We start from the raw sequence: 17,196 nt of genomic DNA on the forward strand, positions 1-17,196 counted from the left end.
GGGGCCCCTTCAAGTCGGAAACCACCCCGAAGCCGAGCAGGCTCTTGTAGTGAACCCTCCATATACGCCACACTCGAGAACAGCTTTCCAACTGATTCTGCGCGCTCCGTTTCGTAAGCCCTTGAATGGCAGGGTGAGGTGTGGCACTGGCTGCATCGGATTACGGCGCCAATCCGCGGCCCTATTCGGACGATCAACCCTTGCCGTACCGTTTACGGCGGCGGATACATCAAATTCTCGTACACGCGCTTAGGGGTCATGCAATGTGTGGCATAACCGGCTGGATCGACTTTACGCGAGACCTCACTCTCGAAAGGGAGACGGTCGAAGCCATGACGGCGACGCTCAGGCGTCGTGGACCGGATGCAAGCGGGCATTGGCTCTCACCCAGGGCGGCTCTAGGGCACCGACGTCTGGCGGTCATCGACCTGGAAGGAGGTAAGCAGCCGATGACTGCAAATCGAGAAACCGTCGAATCCACAGTCGTGCTCTCCTATAGTGGCGAAGTCTACAACTACCGCGAACTCCGCTCGCAGCTATCGGTTCGAGGCCACCACTTCACGACGAAGTCGGATACCGAAGTTGTCCTTCACGCCTATCTGGAATGGGGTACAGCCTTCGCTGAACGATTGACGGGCATGTACGCCTTCGCGATATGGGACGCGAGCAGCCAAGAGCTCCTATTGGTGCGAGACCGACTCGGCGTGAAGCCCCTCTACTATTACGAATACGGCGGTGGCGTCATATTCGCCTCGGAGCCCAAGGCGGTGCTGGCCAACCCGCTCTTTTCGGCGCGTATCAGTGAATCCAGTTTACCTGTCCTCTTCAATCCGCGTTTATCCATGGCGTGGGAGACCCCGTACCTCGGGCTACGGCAAGTGCAGCCGGGAAGCATCCTGCGTGCGACAAGATCGGGAGTGCGTGAGGAAATGTACTGGAGCCTCACGAGTCACGAGCATCGCGATGACTACAATGCAACGGTCAGCAATGTGCGTGGAATGTTGGAATCCATAGTCAACGAACAGTTGACGGCTGACGTTCCGCTTTGCACTCTTCTGTCAGGCGGCTTGGACTCGTCTGCGATCACAGCCTTGGCTGCGGCACAAACTCCGGAGGGGATCCGCTCTCTCGCCGTAGACTTCTATGGAGCCGAGGACGAATTTCATGCTACCGCGCTGCGGCCAGAGCGCGATTCACCGTTCGCCGTTGCCACCGCCGCACATCTAGGGGTGGATCTCAGCACCGTCCTTCTCGACGAGGAATCCTTGTCGGCTGCGGTGCCGGCTACGCTGGAAGCGCGTGATATGCCCAGCCTGGGTCAGTTCGACGCATCGCTTTACCTCCTCTTCCGGGAAGCAAGTAAACATTCCACTGTCGCGCTTTCAGGTGAGGGGGCAGACGAGGTTTTCGGCGGTTATCCATGGTACTTCGACGAAAGTGCTGTCTGGGGTGACACGTTCCCATGGATGGGGAAAGGTCCCCGTTTGACCGAATGCCTGGCACCTGATGTGATATCGCGAATCCGGCCGGACGAGGATGAACGCGACCGCTTTGCCACTCTGCGGGCGCAAGTGCCAAGACTCGCAGGAGAAAGCGGATTGCGGGCGCGGATGCGTGAAGTTTTGTTCCTCAATCTTCAAGGGCCGTTGCAGTGGCTACTGGAGCGTAAAGACCGGATGAGCATGGCCGTCGGCCTGGAGGTGAGAGTGCCATTCTGTGATCACAGGCTGCTGCAGTACGTATGGAATACACCCTGGGACCTGAAGACTGTGAACGGCAGAGAAAAGAGTCTCTTGCGCTCGGCCGTGTCTGACCTACTCCCGAAGGAAGTTCTGGCGCGACGCAAGAGTGCTTACCCGGTCTTCCTCACGGAAGAGCACGCCAAAGTAGTAAAGAAATCTGTCGATCAAGTCCTGGATGACAAAGACTCTCCACTCTCTTCCCTCCTTGACGTTGACAAGGTGCGAAATCTGGCAGCAGGCACACGAGGGCTCATGACTCCTGCCGAGAGACTGCGGCTCGTACTGCCGATAGTCGAAGTCGATCGTTGGATGCGCGCGTACAGCATCTCTCTGGTGGGGTGAAAGAAGCGATCGCGAAGCCCAGATTCTCGCCGCTGATGGTTACCTGGGTCCCCCGTACACGGGCCGTAGGAATTCGCTGAGCCGGGCCCTGGTGTTGTCATGACGGAGCTCTTTCAGCTGGGCCGCTGATCGGGTGGTGGGGTTGAGCTGCCCCGAGTTTTCGTAGAGTTCGGTGATCTTGTTTCAGGCGGACTACGGGGGCTGCTCCTGGCTCCGCCAGAAGGGGGTTCGGCGGCGATCCTCGCCCACACGTCGCCCTGCTCGTAACAGTCGAGCCCTCGCGCGCATCGCCACGCTGAGCGGGAGGACCGCCAGCTCGCGGCGGCCGTGCTGGGGGCCGCTGACTGCCTGCTGGCGGGCCGCCTCGTCCAGCAGGTGACGGCTGTCGTAGTGGAAAAGGGTCTGCGCGATCTTCATGGCGGTCGGTCCGCCGAAGGCCGTCTCTTCCGGTTCGTAGATGCCGACCGTCCAGGAGGCGAGGACGCTGGCATCGACCAGCTCGTCCAGGGCAGCGTCCATGGCCCGCGGAGTCCGGGCCCGCGGGGCGGCACCGCAACCGCCACGGGTACATCCGCAGGAAGGACCACCGGGCCAGTTCCGACTCCTGGGCGATCAGCACCGGGAGCAGATGCTCCACGGCGGTGGCCTCCGCACTGCTCCAGTCGGCGAACCGGATGCGGCGCTGCGGCATTCGTCCGCTGCCATGTACCTCCTTCTCTTCGGCTGGTTGGTCAGGAAGCAGGTGTCCCACCCGAACGCGGACGAAGTTCGGTGTGGAAGGAGTGCAGCGCGAGGGCGGTGCCTGCGGCACCTTCGAAGAGGCCGGGGCGGTCTTCGCGCGCTGGTCGGCCACCCTGGGAGCCGTGGGAATCCTCCTCAACGCCCGCCACTGAGACCTGGTACCCGTCGCATCTGGCGACAAGAGGTCTGCGAAGCCACAACGACATCCCGACCGGCGTCGGCGCAGGAGGATGATCACGGTCGCGACCCTGCGCTTGGCGCGCGACGCATCAGCACGGTGAAGGTCCTCGGTTGCAGGGGGTTGGCGTGGTCCCGTGTGATCTCGATTCGTACGGTGCTGTCTGGTTGTCGTTCGATGCTCACCTGCATCGTCGGGTGTGTAGCGTGGTCTGCCTGGGTCAGGAGCGTGGACAGGCTCGAGGCCGACCAGGACGAACTGCTGACCAAGCGGGAGGTGGCCCAGCTCCTGGGCTGCACCCGTACCTCCACCATCGACGCCTACTTCCGCGACCGGCCCGGGTACTTCCCCGAGCCCGATAAAGACGTCGACGGACCGATGTGGCGCCGCGGCACGATCGTCGCCTGGGTTTCTGCCACCCCTCGCCGGGTTACTGAGCCAGCCAATCCAGTATGCGTTCGGCGGCGCGCAGTCTCGCGCGTACCTCGGCAGCGGGGAGGTCGGCCCAGGTTCGCAGCTGGGACAGCTCCTGGAACACCTCGCGACCGGGCAGGGCGTCGATGGGTCCGATGCGACGGCGGACCGGACCCGTTTGCTGGGCTCCGATGAAGGCAGGGGAAGGGTTTCACTGGCGAGGGCTGGGCGGGCGTGCTGGTTGTGGTGGTCATCGCGGTACTTCTCCGAAGAGCACGGCCAGGTCCGCGGCGTTGTAACCGTGGGCCGGGGTCGGGACGGGCTTGAGGGCGGGTTGTTCGGTTTGCTTCTTGAGGTCCAACAGGTGCTGGTGCACTCGGCGGATGACTTCCTCGGGTTCCTCTTCGAGGTAGAGCTGGGTGGTCGATAGGTGGGCGTGGCCGAGGATGGTCTGGATGTCGCGGAGCGAAAGTTCGTGCCGAGGGCATCGTTGACCCGGCGCAGGACGGCCCGGAGAGCGTCATAGTTCAGTGGCTGCCAGGCCGGTGGCCCTTCGCCGCGGCGCCGTCGCCGCAGGGTCCAGATGAGGTCGCTCGGCACCAGCGCCGATGCGGTCGAGGTAGAGCCGAAGCCATACGAAGGCGTCATTGTTGGTTGGCAGCCACTGTTCGGCTCCGGTTCCCTTGCGGTGGACACGGACAAGCTGGTCACCCCAGTCGAGGTCGCCGCAGCGGATGCCGAGGACTTCGGCGGCGCGGCTGGCGTTGCTGATGACCAGGGAGGCCAGGGCCCGATCCCGGTCTGAGCGCAGGGCCGCGAACGAGGCGTCCCACTGCTCATCGGGCATCGCTCGCGGACGGCGTTTGGGCAGGGGCGGGTTGTAGCGCAGCTGGCCTTCGGGCCGGAACGGCTCCAGCGGGTTGTAGTGCGCGTTCGGCCGCCGGCCTCCACGGCGTTCCTGTGGCACCGGGTTGACCAGCGGCCCGGCCCCGCGCTCGATCCAGAAATCGTAGAAGCTGTGGATCACCGCGTTGCTGTGGCGGATCGTTCGGGCGGCGTACTGGTCTCTCGGGTGCTGCTTGCGTGTGATTGGGTTGATGGTGCCGGCGGTGGCAGCCGTCTTCTTCCTGGGGGTGTCGCGCGGTTTCGTGGTCCGTTGCAGCCATAGGACGAATTCGCGCACCTCTGCCGAGGTCACCTTGTCCCACTCGACGTCGACGACCTGGAGCCACCGCCACCACCGCAACAGGTCGTAGGCGTAGCTCCGGACGCTTCTGACACGGCGGCCGTGGGCGACGAAGTCACGTAGGTCCCGGCGCACCGGTTCGATCGGTTGCCCGTCGGGGTCCTGTACCTCGTACGGCACGACGCCGCCCACCTGAACCACTCGGCCCCACCGTGGCAGCCGGATCGCCTCGACATCGCGCTCCACATCGTTCGGTAGTGCCACGCCCACCCTCCACTCGGGTCGCGTAAATTCCTACCGATGCGGCACGACGGACCGTCCACGACACGCGCTGTCGCCCCCGCTAGTCCGGTCAACATGTCGGGAGGTTCCAGCCCAGTCGCCCGCGCCGGGCACCGAGTCGTACGTCCAGCAGTACGGCACGGGTGCGTCGGCGTGCCACGCCTTGACCGCGTCCGTCGACCAGCAGGCCGTGTCCACCGCCCTGGTGGCCTCCGCCTTGCCCGGTCGGCTGCTCATCGCCTCCCGCGTCCTGGACGAGGCGGCGGCCCTCGCCGCCGACCTCGAGGACATGCGCCACGCCACGGCCTCGCCGGCCCACCCCGAAGCCTGCGACGTGGAGAGCATGGCTGACTGCACGGCCGTCGTCGTCGCCGTGCGAGCCGCCTTCACCAACACGCACACCGCCGATGTACGCATGGCCGGCGCGGCAGCGAACGCCCCCGCCATCCGTGCGCTCGCCACCAGCCTGCGCGGCCACCAGGGCAACGTCCTGGTGGTCACCAATCCCGTCGACCTGATGACCCGCCTGTTCGCCGAAGCCTCCGGCTGCCCGCGCGTCCACGGCATCGGCTCCAACCTCGACTCCGCCCGCTACCGGCCCACCCTCGCCCGCTTCCTCAACGTGCCCGCGGACGCGGTACAGGAACACGTCATTGGTGAACACGGCGACGGCGCCGTGGTGTGCGCATCGTCGACCACCGTCAACGGCACATCCCGCCGATATCCCCCTTGCGGAGGTACGCGCGGAACTACGTACCCGCCCCGGGCGGATCAGCGCCGGGGTCGGCCGGCCCCGCCGGCGCTGTGCTGTCGGCCCTGTGCAAGGCCGTGGGCCTGGTCGGCGGGACCAAGGAACTGACCTGCGAACACCGCGGCGACTGGCTCGGAATTCCGTTGCGCTTCACCTCTGGTCGGCCCGTAGCGTGCTTGCCTGCCCTGGATGCGGACGAAGACGCACAGCTGGCCGCCACCATCACCAAGCTCCGAGGCGCCTACCGGGCGCTCGGCTGTCCTGCCCCCTCCTCGACCCTTCTGGAGACGACGTGAGTACCCCCACCGCCACCCGGCTGCAGGCCGCGGACGCGAGCGTGACCGTGCTCAGCAACCGCCTTCGTCACCGACTGGGCCCGCCGGTACTTCGGATCGTGGTTGAACGCCTTCGACGTGCCCGCGAGCAGTGTCTGCGCCGGGCCGCTGGTTACGGCCGACGTCGACAAGAAGGCGTACATGGACCTTGCCGCGCTGGTGCGCTCCTGCCTCCATGACGAGGTCACCTACGCCAAGGCCCGCCTGCTGCTCGCCCGGGACAGCACAGGCACCATCACTGGCGTCTCCCCGGACGAAGGACTCGCCTACCGCTCCGAACAGCTCGGCAGGCCACGTCACCGTCTGCGGCCGCACGGCGCAGCCGCTGGCGCTGGCCGCCGCGCGGATTGCGCGGGAGATGATCCGTGCGTCCCTGCTGCGCGACGGATGGACGCTCCTGCACGCCTCCGCCGGCGTCCGCGACGGCCAGATCCTGCTCGCCTTCAGCTCCAAGGGCGCGGGCGAGACCACCACCGCCCTGCTGCTCGCCAGCCGCGGCGCGCAGCTGCTCGCGAACGACCGGGTGTTCATGAAGTTCGTCGGTGACGAGCTGCGCGTCCTGCCCTGGCCGTCGGCGGCCGCCATCGGGCTGGGCCTGCTCGATGCGCTGGGCCTGTACGACGTCGTCCGCGACCGGCTCCAGGCGGGCGAGCAACTCCACCCCACGCAGCACCAGGACGTCACCGCTGCTCTCCTGGCCGGCCGCCGCGAGCCGCTGTGGGAGCCGGGCGGCAAACGGGAGATGAAGGTGCAGGTCTTCCCCGACCAGTTCGCCGCCTGGTTCGGCATGGAACTCGCGACGGGGGACACCCTGCGGCACTGCTCTTCCCTCGCATCGACCCCGCCTCCATCCCGGCCGTGGTCGACGGCGACCGGGCCCTTGGCGAAGACGACTTCATGAACGGCAGTACCGCGGACCGATATCCCGACCACTTCGGCCTCGCTCACGGCATCAACGGCGGCGGCAGCGACGTCGCACGCGCGACCGTCGCCGACCGGCGCGCCGTCCTTCCTCACCACCAGGTCGTGCTGAACCACGACACCCAGGCCAACGCCGACTTCCTCGCCAAACTTGCGGCCGACCTGTGAACCGAGCCATCACCGCCGGCCTATCCGCAGCCCAGCAGACCGGCGAAGGAAGGCCGCCATCCTCTCCACCGCCGCGGCGTAACCTCCGCCGCGACGTCGACGGGCTTCGGCGGGGGCGCGATCCGTTCCGGATCAGCCCCACCTTGTGCGGATGCACGCACGCCGGAGCCCCATCGGCGGTGTACTGGTAGCCGTCCTCGGGACTGAACGGGCACTCCCAGGACGGCCGGTCGTAGACCACGAACGCCTCACGCGGCAGCCGCGTCGACGGGCAGATTCCGCACGCCGGATGGTCCTCGCCCCGGGCGAAGGGATCGCTCATGAGGGGACCGTAGTGGAGCCGCCAGCATCCACGGGCCGCAGCGGCTACACGCACTCCAGTGCGATGCCGCGGCTGTTCGGGCCCATGGCATCACACCGGAGTGCCGATCCGACGACCCCACCACCTCAGCGTCACGTCTTCCAGCACTGGTTGAACCGGCGCAGGGGAAGCCGACCGGGAACCTGCGGTACACCTGGCGGCATGAAGTTGAGCGACCTCAGCCCGCTGATGGCACGCCGCCAAGACGGCGGCCTCAGCTATGACCGCTTCCGCGTCGACCCTGCACTGGCATCCCTGGACTGGCCCGACGACGTCCTCGAACAGTTCCTCTTCGACCACGGCGACAACGCCCACTTCGTACGCGACTACGGCGGCATCGACCTGCGCGACGTCACGTGGCGGCTGGAGACGATCCCGGCCGCGGACTTCGTCAAGATGCCGACCGGAGCGTCCGATGCCGGCTGTATCGAGATCTACGCCGAGAACCCGGTGCACTGGGTCAAGGTTCGCCGCCCCGAGGTGGGTCGGCACTGGGAAGAGCACGGGAGGTGGCTACGCCCGCCACTCCTGATCGCCCGACGCCTCCTGGACCCATGAGACAACGGGCTGCAGGTCGTGGAGGGCAGGACACGCGTTGGCGTCCTGCGCGGCCGCCTGCGCGAGGGCCTGCACGTCGCCTCCCACCATCAAGCCTGGGTCGGGCGCGTGTGACAACGCTTCGCAACCACGGTGCGTCTGCGAGCGTTTGACCGTTTTTCGAGGAAGAGCTGAGGATGACTGAGAACCCATCGGTGCCCGGACCACGCCGGGACCCGGCGATGCACAACTACTGGTGGGCATCGGGCTGGGACCACGTCCTGCCCCGGCAGGACTTCCCGCTGACCATGTTGATCGGAACAGCGAGCCAGCCTGGCTTTCACCGGCTCCCTGGACGACCTGCTGCGGGAGACCTTCGACGGCCACTGGGATCGGCGGCGACCTCGACGGCGCGCTCACCTTCTCCTGGCCGGATGAGGAGTGGGATTACGAGGAGGCGCCAGAGGGGCGTGAAGCGAACGAGGCGAACCGCTGGGAGAAGTTCGGCGTCATGCTCACGGCCGTCGGCTACCCGGTGCCCCGGACCGTGCGGGACCTGTCCGAGCTCTACCTGACGTAGGGCCTGGCGCGCCGCGAGGAGACGCCCGAAGGCACCCTGTGGTCGATGCCAGACGCCGAGTACCTTGCGCACGTCAACGAGGGCTACCTACGCGTGTGGTACCGAGAGAAGGACCTGCTGCCCAACGGCCTGGAGGCTGTCATCGACGCGGCCAGCACCCTCGACGACATGGTGCAACAGATCCTCTCCGAGAGCGGCTTGGATGGGATTCTCACGATCGACCGGTGACGGCCCATAAGGGTCGTCACCACAGGTACGGTCAGCTTCACGGCACGGGAGACGGCACACCACCCGGACCCAGGTGGCCAATGGACGCGGAAAACGAACCGCAGAGCATCCCGTGGGGCGGCGAGTGGCGACGGACCTCCGGTCCGATCAGGAAATGGATCTCGTACGCTCCTGGATCCGCCGCCTCGAGTGCCCCACTTGCAAGACGGTCGCGGGACGCGCCTGCCGCACCGCGGGCGGCCGCCCCACCGATCACCACCGGGCTCGCCGCGCCGCCGCTGGCCCGATCCCGGACGAGGAGTGGCGGCAGCAGGGCCTTATTCAGGAGTGGCGGACGTACACGATGCCGGGCGTGCTCAAGGAGACGGAGAAGGCACTCGCCGACTTCAACGTGGACACCGCCCTGCGTCGCCTTCGAGATCACCGGATCCTGGAGAAGCGCGATGACCGCTTCGACCGGATCAAGGAGCCACCGCCGCATCCGCGCTACACAGTGCCGCGTTGGACGCAGGACGCGGCCGACTGGCGGGTCAACAGTCCGCAGACCCCGCAAGAGAAGGTCGAGGCCAGTCACGACCTGGCTACAGACGACCAAGTCACCGCGCGCGTGGCCACCGACTTCCTGCGCCGCCCCCACGTCGCCTTCCGAGCCGCCAGCGATGACACGGCCCGCTCCGAGTGCGTCGCCGGACCGTCGGTGGGCAGGACGGCGGGCCCGGGGTCCGCCCGCCCGCCGCAACCGATGCGCAAGGCCCGCTATATCCTCACGGAACGCTGCCACCAGGCTGCCTTCCGGGGAGTGATGATGAGCGAGCGTCTGCGCGTCGGTGTGCTCGGCCCGTTTCTCCTCAGGCGTGGAGAGACGGAGGTGTCCGCAGGGCCACCCCAGCGGCGTGCCCTGCTGAGCGCGCTCGTCCTGCGCCGCGGCACTCTGGCCTCGACCCGGGAGCTGGCCGATGAGCTGTGGGGTGAGGAGGCCCCGCCCAGCGCGGTAGGGGTCATCCGGTCGTACGTGCACCAGCTGCGCCGGACGCTGGGATCCGACCCGGCGGCCGGACTCACGATCCGCTCGTCCTCCGGCGGTTACTTTGCCGAGATCGCCGCAGATGTGCTCGACCTGCAGGTCTTCGAACGGCTCGTGGCGGACGCGGACCGAGCGCGGACGGCCGGCGACCGGGCGGCCGCCGCCGATCGGCTACGCGAGGCGCTGGCACTGTGGCGCGGCCCGGCGCTCGCCGACGTAGGCGGGCCCGGCGCGGAGCGCCACCGTACGGCGCTGGCCCAGCGGCAGCAGTCGGCGCTCACCGCCCGTCTCGCACTCGATCTGGAACTGGACCGCCACCACGCGGTGTTGCCGGAACTGCACTCCCTGGTCCTCGCCCATCCGCTGGACGAACATCTGCGGCAACTGCTCATGACCGCCCTGTACCGCTGCGGGCGCCAGGCCGACGCGATCGCCACGTATCATCAGTGCCGCCAGCTGCTCACGGATGAACTGGGCGTCGACCCCGGTCCGGAGCTGCAGCAGTGCTACCTGCGACTGGTCCGGGGCGATGCGGACCTGGCGGGCTCTGCCTCCCCACCCGTCGGCCGTCCGGCCCTGCTGCCTGCGTCACCGGCTGTGTTCGTCGGCCGCGACGAGGCGTTGCAGCGCGCCGACGCCCTGCGAGCCGCCGACGGGCCGGGGCCGGTGATCGCCGTGATCGCGGGGATGGGCGGTGTGGGCAAGACCACGCTGGCGCTGCGCTGGGCCCATCGGGTCGCACCGGACTACGCCGACGGGCAGCTCTACGCCGATCTGCGCGGATACGGGCCCGGCCGCGATCCCGTCGCACCCGCCGAGGTCCTCGGCGGATTTCTGCAGGCGCTCGGGGTGCCCGCCACCGACGTGCCGGACCATCCCGGGGTCCGCGCCGGCCTCTTCCGCAGTCTCGTCGCCAACCGCCGAATGATCATCCTGTTGGACAACGCCGCTACCGCGGACCAGGTCCGGGAACTCCTGCCCGGCGCCGGACAGTGCCTGGTGATCGTGACCAGCAGGGGACCGCTGAGCGGACTGCTCGTGCGTGACGGCGCCCGGCTGCTGACGCTGCTGCCACCTGAGCACAGCGAGGCGGTCGCGCTGTTCGCCGCCCGGGTCGGCCCGGGCCGCGTCCGGGCCGAACCCCGGGCCACTCGTGACATCGTCGAGCGCAGCGGACGGCTGCCGCTGGCCCTGGCCGTCGTGGCCGCCCGCGCGGTGACCGCCGCGCACCTTCCACTTGGCGCGCTGGCCGACGAACTGAACACCACGCACGGCACCCTGGCCGCGTTCCGGACCCCCGACGCGTCGGTCGACGTGAGCGCCGTGCTGTCCTGGTCCTACCGCGCGCTCGGCGCACGCACCGCGCAGGCATTCCGGCGGCTGTGCCTGCATCCGGGTCCCAGCTTGAGCGTCGATGCCGCCGCGAGCATGCTGGCGCGTACCAGGACCGAGACACGGATGCTCCTCGACGGGCTGACCGCGGCCGCCCTGCTCGTCGAGGAGCGGCCGGGCCGGTACACGATGCACGACCTCGTCCGGGCGTTCGGGCATGACCGGGTCCGCGACCGGGACGACGCGCGGGAGCGGCGAGCGGTCGTCCACCGCCTGCTCGACCACTACGTCCACACGACGCGCAAGGCGGCCCACCGGCTGTTCGCGGTCCGGCACCAGGCCGTGCCCGAGCGCCCCATGGACGGCGTGATCTGCGAGGACCTCGAGCCCGTGGCGTGGTACGAGAGCGAGTGCGCCGTCCTGCTGGCAGCCCTCGACCTGGCCGACCGAGAACGGTTCGACCGGCACGCCTGGCAGCTCGCCGCGCTACTCCGCGACCATCTCAACCGGCAAGGAATGTGGCACCACTTGCAGGTGTCTCAGCAAACGGGCCTGGCCGCCGCCGTCCGCAGCGGTGACCCGGCGGCCGAAGGCCGCGCGCTGTGGGGTCTGGCCCTGGCCGACGCGAACATGGGCCGTTACGAGGCGGCCTGCGCCCGTCTGCGCCGCGCGCTCGCGATCTTCACGCAGACCGGTTCCCCGGAGGACGTGGCGGCGACGCGTGCCCGGATCGGCTACCTGTTGACCGAGCAGGGTGACCACGCCGCCGCCTTGGAACAGGCACACGAGACCCTGGCCCTCTACCCCCCGGGGACCGACCCCGCCCGGCGGGCCGGCGCGCTCAACTCCGTAAGCTGGCTGTACGCCCAGCTCGGCCGGCTGGAGGACGCGGCCAACCACGCCCGCCAGGCCCTCGCCCTGGACACACACCTGAGCCCCTACGCCCTGGCGGACACCTGGGACACGCTTGGCTTCATCCGGTCGCGGCAGGAACGTGTCGACGACGCGGCCGACAGCTACCGGAGAGCGGCCGAGATCTACCGCCGGCACGGGGCGCGCTTCCGCGAGGCCGGAACGTTGCGCGCCCTCGGTGACGCGTACCAGCGCGCCGGCTGCGCCCGGCAAGCAGACGACGTGTACCGGCAGGCACTGGAACGGATCGCGGCAACCGACGACCCCGGGGCGTCGCAACTCGGCGCCGAACTGAGCCAGCTCCTCGCCCGGCAGTGAGTACGCGCGTATACGCCGCATCTACGTCACATGAACGACTCCCGCAGATGCTTGCAGGACAAGCGATGATCTGTGAAAGGCAAACAGCATGTCCGAGACAGCACCTGGCCCCGCGCCCGCCCCCTCCCTCGTCATGACACAGTTGCTGGGCGGATTCCAGGTGTCCCAGGCTCTGTACGTCATCACGAAGCTCGACATCTGCACCATGCTCGACGACGGCCCGCTCGGCGTGGGGCAACTGGCGGAACGCAGCGGTGCCTCGCCGCAGCCGCTGAGCAGGCTGATCCGTACGCTCGCCATGCTCGGCCTGTTCCGCACGGACGGGGACATCGTGGAGACCACCCCGCTGGGTGCCCTGCTCTCCCGCACGCACCCGCAGACGCTCGCCAACGTCGCCGAGATGTGGATGGAGACGCATTACGGCCCGTTCGGCGAACTGCTCCACACCGTACGCACGGGAGAGCCCGGCGCGAACCGGTACTTCGGCATGCCCGCCTTCGAATGGCTGACCGAGAAGCCCGAACGGGCCGAACAGATGGCACGAGCGATGACGGATCTCACGGGCTCGATGCGCCGGGGCATGTTCGACGGGTACGACCTTCCTCCGGGCCGGACCGTGGCGGACATCGGCGGCTCGGACGGCAGCCTGCTGGCCGAGCTGATCGCGGCCCGTCCTAACCGGCACGGCATCGTCTTCGACCTGCCCGAGGTCGTCCCGCACGCGACCGCGGCGATGGCGCGGCGCGGGCTGGCCGACCGTGTCGAGACCATCGGGGGCGACTTCTTCGAGGCGGTGCCGACCGCCGACATCTATCTGATGAGTCAGATCCTGCACGACTGGGACGACGAGTCCGCAGCAAGCATCCTGCGGACGGTCCGCCGCGCCGCGGGTCCCGCCTCCCGGCTGCTCGTGGTCGAGGGCGTGATCCCGCCGGGTGACGCGCCCCATCACATGAAGATGATCGACCTGACCATGCTGGGCATGCTGCCGGGCCGGGAACGCACCGCGGAGGAGTACGCGGAACTGCTCCGCACGAACGGTTTCACCATGGACCGCATCGTCGCCACACCGTCCCCCTACTCCATCATCGAGGCGACGGTTTCCTGACGCAGCGTCAGGAAACCCCTCAATACGCGGTGTTCCCAGGACTCCGGCGGACGTGGATCCCTCGGGACCGACGCTCCCGAGGCGGTGGGAGCGTCGACCGGTCGCCGGAGGGCGCGCTGGTGCGGTTGCACGACCCGTACCAGCGCGTCTGCTTCTTGGGGGCAGGCACTCGTGTGAGCAGATCCACGGTCTCGTCGACGCGGGTCTCGGCGCCACCCAAGAGCACGGTCAGTCCGGATCAGGCCGACGGCCGGCCCGGATGCCGAGTGCAGCCAGCCATTCGGGAAGCGAGGGGGCGCTGACACCCGACGCTTGTCGCGCAGCCTGCCAATCGGCTTCAGGCTCACCGCCGTGCGCTCCAGACGCAGCACCTCACCGGCGAAGTCCCGGTCGGCGCGCATACGCTCCAAACGGGCCGGCTCCGCCCCATGGAGACGGAGAAGCGCGATGATCGGCGCCCTTCGAGGCCCTCGGGCACTTCCGCCCGTACGGCCGGGTGAATGGTGGAGGAACACCGTCGAGCTCCTGATCGACAAGCTCAAGGCCTGGCGAGGCACCACCACCCGATACAACAAGATCCCCGACAGCCCGCCAGCATCCATGCGCACGCCTCGATGATCAGGATCAAGGACATCTCACCAGACCGTCAACTGATCACGACGCGATAGGCATCAGCACGTCTGCTACGAAACGTATAGATCGCGTTCTAGAAGAGCCTCTCAGAGGGCATTTGATCTAGGCGTATTGCCCTGTATGCCCTAGTAGGTTCCTCGCCAGGTTGGTGTGTCCTCGTCCGTAATGCGCTTGGCGAGGTTGTCGATCGAGGCGATGTGGATCATCGCCTCGGAGCTGGCCGTGAGCGTCTCGTAGTCGCGGGCGAGGCGGCGGTGCATCATAATCCAGCCGATACTCCGCTCCACTAAGGGCTGTCCCGCAAAGATCTTGAAGTCGCCTAGGGCACGGTGGCAGCGGTGCGGCCCGCTTGCCTAACCAGCGAGAACGAGGTTGTGCATCCGGGCGATGCCGAGCATGGCGTGGTGGACGCCGTCGCCTTTGAGGCGGCAGTCGCGGAGGATCTTCCAGGTCTTCATGCGGGCGAAGACGTGCTCGACGCGGGCTCGGACCTGCTTGTGGGACTTGTTGTGTTCCTCTTTCCAGTCCGGGAGGTCACTCTGGCCACGCTCTCGGCGATGCGGGATGACCAGTCCGGTGCCCGGGTAGCCGCCGTCGGCGATCGTGACCGTGTTGCCGACGGCGTCCTTGGCGCCGGACTCCTCCCATGCCTTGCAGTCGTTGCGGTTCCCGGCGAGCGGCCGGCCGACCACGACGACCAGTCGGGTGTCGGCATCGATGACGACCTGGTGGTTGGTGGAGTACCGGCAGTTCTTCGACCGCTCGGCGATGGTGTGGTCGCGGGTGGGGACCAGGGTGCCGTCCACGATGAGCACGGTGTCCTTGGCGAACCGTTTGCGGGGCTGGAGTGCGAGTAGGGGTCCGAGGTGGTTGATGACTCGGCCGGCCGTCGACTTCGAGACGCCGAACAGCGGAGCGAGCTGCCGCAACGTCAGATTGGTGCGCCAGTAGGTCGTGACCAGCAACACCCGGTCCTCCAGCGGCAGACTCCACGGCCGGCCTCGGTGGACCACATCTGCTCCATCGCGCCGCAGCGTGGTCAGCAGCTTGCCGAAACTGCGTGGGCTCAGCCCCGCGAACGGGGCTATCCAGGACGGCTCCGATGCCGTGATCACACTCGCCACATCATGATCATCACCCAGACCGGCCCAACGCCGAGACGATCCCACAGTTACGCTGATCGGGGCAGTCCACAGTGCGCAAGACCGGGGGAAACCGTGAACCGACCACTGCTGTTCCTCGACGTGGACGGGCCGCTCAACCCCTACGCGGCCAAGCCGGAGAGGCGCCCCGACGGCTACACCACACTCAGAGTCCCCCGGAACGATGCCCATGAGGACGACAGGGGCCTCTCCTCCCGACGACGCCCCCTGCGTGTCTGGCTCAACCCAGAGCACGGACGAACCCTGCTCCAGCTCGGCTTCGAACTGTGCTGTGCCACCACATGGATGGACGACGCCAACCGGTGGATCGCACCGGTCCTCGGCCTTCCGGAACTTCCCTCCGTGGACTTCGGCGACGTCCTGCTCCAGGAACGCCCTGATGGAGTCCACTGGAAGACCGGACCGCTGGTGGACTACGCAGACGGCCGTCCTTTCGCCTGGGTGGACGACGAGCAGAGCGAGCTGGATCAGACGTACGTGACCGCCCACCATCAAGGCCCCGGGCTCCTCCACCACGTCAACCCGCGGATCGGCCTACGGGAGAACGACTTCCGCACACTCGCCGACTACGCCCGGTCCCTGAACACCTCACGAACCACCGGCTGAGCACCTCACCGGCTCTTCAGGCTGCTCCGTACTCAGAGCCAAGATCTTTGCGGGACAGCACTTACCCAGCGCCTTTTCACGACGTGGAAGCCGCGCTTCCCTGGATTGCGGTTGACGACTTCGACGTCGATTCCGAGGCGGGCCCCGTGCTCGACGACGGAGTTTTTGAAGCCGGTGTCGACCCAGCTTTTCGCGATGGTCGGGTAGGTCTCTTTCGCCTGGTCGAGGAGGCGTATTGCCATGGCGTTCTCGGAGAGGCCGGCGCCGGCTGCTGTCACGGCGAGGATGAGGCCGATCGTGTCGGTCAGGATGCCCCGCTTCCGGCCCACGATCTTCTTCGCGGCGTCCGTTCCCTGGCTGGTCAGCGGAACGTTGGTGGAGGTCTTGACGCTCTGGGTGTCGATGACGGAGGCGGTCGGCTGGGGCTTGCTGCCTTCCTTTACGCGGGCCAGGCCGGTCAGGTCGTAGTTGAGCTGGGCGAGGATTCCCTCGTCACGCCAGGCGGCGTAGTAGAAGTAGACACGACCCCCACCGCGGCCGGTACTTCAAGCCCCAGCGCCTGCACGCCGACAAAGCCTACGACCGGGCTGACCTGCGCAGATGGCTGCGAGGGAAGCGGATCGGCGTGCGCATCGCTCGCAAGGGAATCGAGTCCAGCGAGCGATTAGGGCGGCACCCCTGGGTGATCGAGCGCACCATGTCGTGACTGTCCGGCTACCGCCGCTTGAGCCCTCGCTACGAACGCGATCCCCGCAACTACCTGGCCTTTCTCGGCCTCGCCGCCACCCTGCGCTGCTACAAGCGACTCATCCGCCTCACCACATAGGACACGGTCTAAGACACGATCTCTTTTGGTGAGTCTGCGGTAGCAGATGAGGGTGCAGGCGATGCTAGTGAAGGCCAGGAAGTGCTCGGCTTTGCGCTCGTAGCGGCGGTGTAGGCGGCGGCAGCCGGCGAGCCAGGACATGGTGCGTTCGATGGTCCGCCGGTGGCGGCCCAGCCGCTGCGAGGACTCGATGCCCTTACGGGCAATGCGGTGGGTGATCCCGCGTTTCCGTAAGCATCGCCGCAGGTGGTCGTAGTCGTAGCCCTTGTCGGCGTGGAGCTTGCCCGGCGACCACGGCGGGAGCGGATTGGCGGTATGCCTTTCACCAGCGGGATCAGTGCCTGGCTGTCGTGCACGTTGGCACCGGGGATGCCGACGGACAGGGGCAGACCGGTCCGCTCGGTGATCAAGTGGATCTTCGAGCCGTACTTGCCCGGGTCCACAGACATTCGTGCCCGTCAGGTCCCCGTTACCTTTTCCGTGGCTCCGCTATCGGGGCTCCGGTCTC

The 17,196-nt window shown here is 67.6% G+C and carries 13 protein-coding genes and 4 pseudogenes; 11 read left to right on the forward strand and 6 right to left on the reverse strand.

Features of this window, described 5'->3' with window-relative positions; translation table 11 throughout:
• Window positions 1-263 precede the first annotated feature (263 nt).
• Window positions 264-2,084 (forward strand): asparagine synthase (glutamine-hydrolyzing), encoded by a 1,821-nt coding sequence (gene asnB, locus ACZ470_RS38530; protein WP_468434646.1) that lies wholly within the window; start codon window positions 264-266, stop codon window positions 2,082-2,084.
• Between the two features lie 192 nt (window positions 2,085-2,276).
• On the opposite strand, the gene ACZ470_RS38535 is transcribed toward asnB, so the two are convergent.
• Both ACZ470_RS38535 and ACZ470_RS38540 read right to left on the reverse strand, forming a co-directional pair.
• Entirely contained in the window at window positions 2,277-2,603 is a 327-nt protein-coding gene (locus tag ACZ470_RS38535; protein WP_468434632.1) for a thiopeptide-type bacteriocin biosynthesis protein, read from the reverse strand.
• A gap of 1,334 nt (window positions 2,604-3,937) precedes the next feature.
• The gene (locus tag ACZ470_RS38540; RefSeq protein ID WP_468434633.1) at window positions 3,938-4,867 is read right to left on the reverse strand and encodes a tyrosine-type recombinase/integrase; all 930 of its coding nucleotides are present in this window, start codon (window positions 4,865-4,867) and stop codon (window positions 3,938-3,940) included.
• A gap of 181 nt (window positions 4,868-5,048) precedes the next feature.
• On the opposite strand from ACZ470_RS38540, the gene ACZ470_RS38545 reads away from it, so the two are divergent.
• The 8 genes from ACZ470_RS38545 (at window position 5,049) to ACZ470_RS38580 (ending at window position 13,460) form a co-directional block, all read left to right on the forward strand.
• Window positions 5,049-5,744, forward strand: coding sequence for a lactate/malate family dehydrogenase (locus ACZ470_RS38545; protein WP_468434634.1), 696 nt, complete (start codon window positions 5,049-5,051; stop codon window positions 5,742-5,744).
• A gap of 585 nt (window positions 5,745-6,329) precedes the next feature.
• Window positions 6,330-6,872 carry a phosphoenolpyruvate carboxykinase (ATP) gene (locus tag ACZ470_RS38550; protein WP_468434635.1) on the forward strand — a complete coding sequence of 181 codons (543 nt, stop codon included), beginning with the start codon at window positions 6,330-6,332 and terminating at the stop codon, window positions 6,870-6,872.
• The gene (locus ACZ470_RS38555) at window positions 6,869-7,060 is read left to right on the forward strand and encodes a hypothetical protein (RefSeq protein WP_468434636.1); all 192 of its coding nucleotides are present in this window, start codon (window positions 6,869-6,871) and stop codon (window positions 7,058-7,060) included. Before ACZ470_RS38550 ends, ACZ470_RS38555 begins: the two co-directional genes overlap by 4 nt.
• Before the next feature lie 523 nt (window positions 7,061-7,583).
• Entirely contained in the window at window positions 7,584-7,979 is a 396-nt protein-coding gene (locus ACZ470_RS38560) for a hypothetical protein (RefSeq protein ID WP_468434637.1), read from the forward strand.
• Window positions 7,980-8,214: 235 nt separating this feature from the next.
• Window positions 8,215-8,538, forward strand: coding sequence for a hypothetical protein (locus ACZ470_RS38565; protein WP_468434638.1), 324 nt, complete (start codon window positions 8,215-8,217; stop codon window positions 8,536-8,538).
• A 45-nt stretch (window positions 8,539-8,583) separates the two neighbouring features.
• Window positions 8,584-8,766: a hypothetical protein gene (locus tag ACZ470_RS38570; protein ID WP_468434639.1), complete on the forward strand. Its 183-nt coding sequence runs from the start codon at window positions 8,584-8,586 to the stop codon at window positions 8,764-8,766.
• A gap of 154 nt (window positions 8,767-8,920) precedes the next feature.
• Window positions 8,921-12,352: a DUF6192 family protein gene (locus ACZ470_RS38575; RefSeq protein WP_468434640.1), complete on the forward strand. Its 3,432-nt coding sequence runs from the start codon at window positions 8,921-8,923 to the stop codon at window positions 12,350-12,352.
• Between the two features lie 88 nt (window positions 12,353-12,440).
• The gene (locus ACZ470_RS38580; protein WP_468434641.1) at window positions 12,441-13,460 is read left to right on the forward strand and encodes a methyltransferase; all 1,020 of its coding nucleotides are present in this window, start codon (window positions 12,441-12,443) and stop codon (window positions 13,458-13,460) included.
• A gap of 758 nt (window positions 13,461-14,218) precedes the next feature.
• Here the strand turns inward: ACZ470_RS38580 and ACZ470_RS38585 are convergent.
• Window positions 14,219-14,383: pseudogene (locus ACZ470_RS38585) on the reverse strand (IS5/IS1182 family transposase); the annotation flags it as partial.
• 63 nt (window positions 14,384-14,446) lie between these two features.
• A complete protein-coding gene (locus tag ACZ470_RS38590; RefSeq protein ID WP_468434642.1) occupies window positions 14,447-15,217 on the reverse strand; it encodes a transposase in 771 nt (256 codons plus the stop codon).
• Between the two features lie 93 nt (window positions 15,218-15,310).
• On the opposite strand from ACZ470_RS38590, the gene ACZ470_RS38595 reads away from it, so the two are divergent.
• Window positions 15,311-15,862, forward strand: a complete 552-nt coding sequence (locus tag ACZ470_RS38595) for a hypothetical protein (protein ID WP_468434643.1) — start codon at window positions 15,311-15,313, stop codon at window positions 15,860-15,862.
• A gap of 62 nt (window positions 15,863-15,924) precedes the next feature.
• On the opposite strand, the pseudogene ACZ470_RS38600 reads toward ACZ470_RS38595, so the two are convergent.
• A pseudogene (locus ACZ470_RS38600) lies at window positions 15,925-16,395 on the reverse strand (transposase); the annotation flags it as partial.
• Between ACZ470_RS38600 and ACZ470_RS38605 the strand changes: the two are divergent.
• Window positions 16,374-16,688: pseudogene (locus tag ACZ470_RS38605) on the forward strand (transposase); the annotation flags it as partial. The pseudogenes ACZ470_RS38600 and ACZ470_RS38605 overlap by 22 nt on opposite strands.
• Before the next feature lie 27 nt (window positions 16,689-16,715).
• Here ACZ470_RS38605 and ACZ470_RS38610 read toward each other — a convergent pair.
• Window positions 16,716-17,156: pseudogene (locus ACZ470_RS38610) on the reverse strand (IS5 family transposase); the annotation flags it as partial.
• Between the last annotated feature and the right edge of the window lie 40 nt (window positions 17,157-17,196).

Source organism: Streptomyces sp. NPDC031111 (assembly GCF_055570675.1).

Bases quoted from the DNA above. Each gene is read 5' to 3' on its own strand.
- asnB (WP_468434646.1), top strand. From the start codon at position 264: ATGTGTGGCATAACCGGCTGGATCGACTTTACGCGAGACCTCACTCTC.
- ACZ470_RS38535 (WP_468434632.1), bottom strand. From the start codon at position 2,603: ATGGACGCTGCCCTGGACGAGCTGGTCGATGCCAGCGTCCTCGCCTCC.
- ACZ470_RS38550 (WP_468434635.1), top strand. From the start codon at position 6,330: ATGATCCGTGCGTCCCTGCTGCGCGACGGATGGACGCTCCTGCACGCC.
- ACZ470_RS38555 (WP_468434636.1), top strand. From the start codon at position 6,869: ATGAACGGCAGTACCGCGGACCGATATCCCGACCACTTCGGCCTCGCT.
- ACZ470_RS38560 (WP_468434637.1), top strand. From the start codon at position 7,584: ATGAAGTTGAGCGACCTCAGCCCGCTGATGGCACGCCGCCAAGACGGC.
- ACZ470_RS38570 (WP_468434639.1), top strand. From the start codon at position 8,584: ATGCCAGACGCCGAGTACCTTGCGCACGTCAACGAGGGCTACCTACGC.
- ACZ470_RS38575 (WP_468434640.1), top strand. From the start codon at position 8,921: ATGGATCTCGTACGCTCCTGGATCCGCCGCCTCGAGTGCCCCACTTGC.
- ACZ470_RS38580 (WP_468434641.1), top strand. From the start codon at position 12,441: ATGTCCGAGACAGCACCTGGCCCCGCGCCCGCCCCCTCCCTCGTCATG.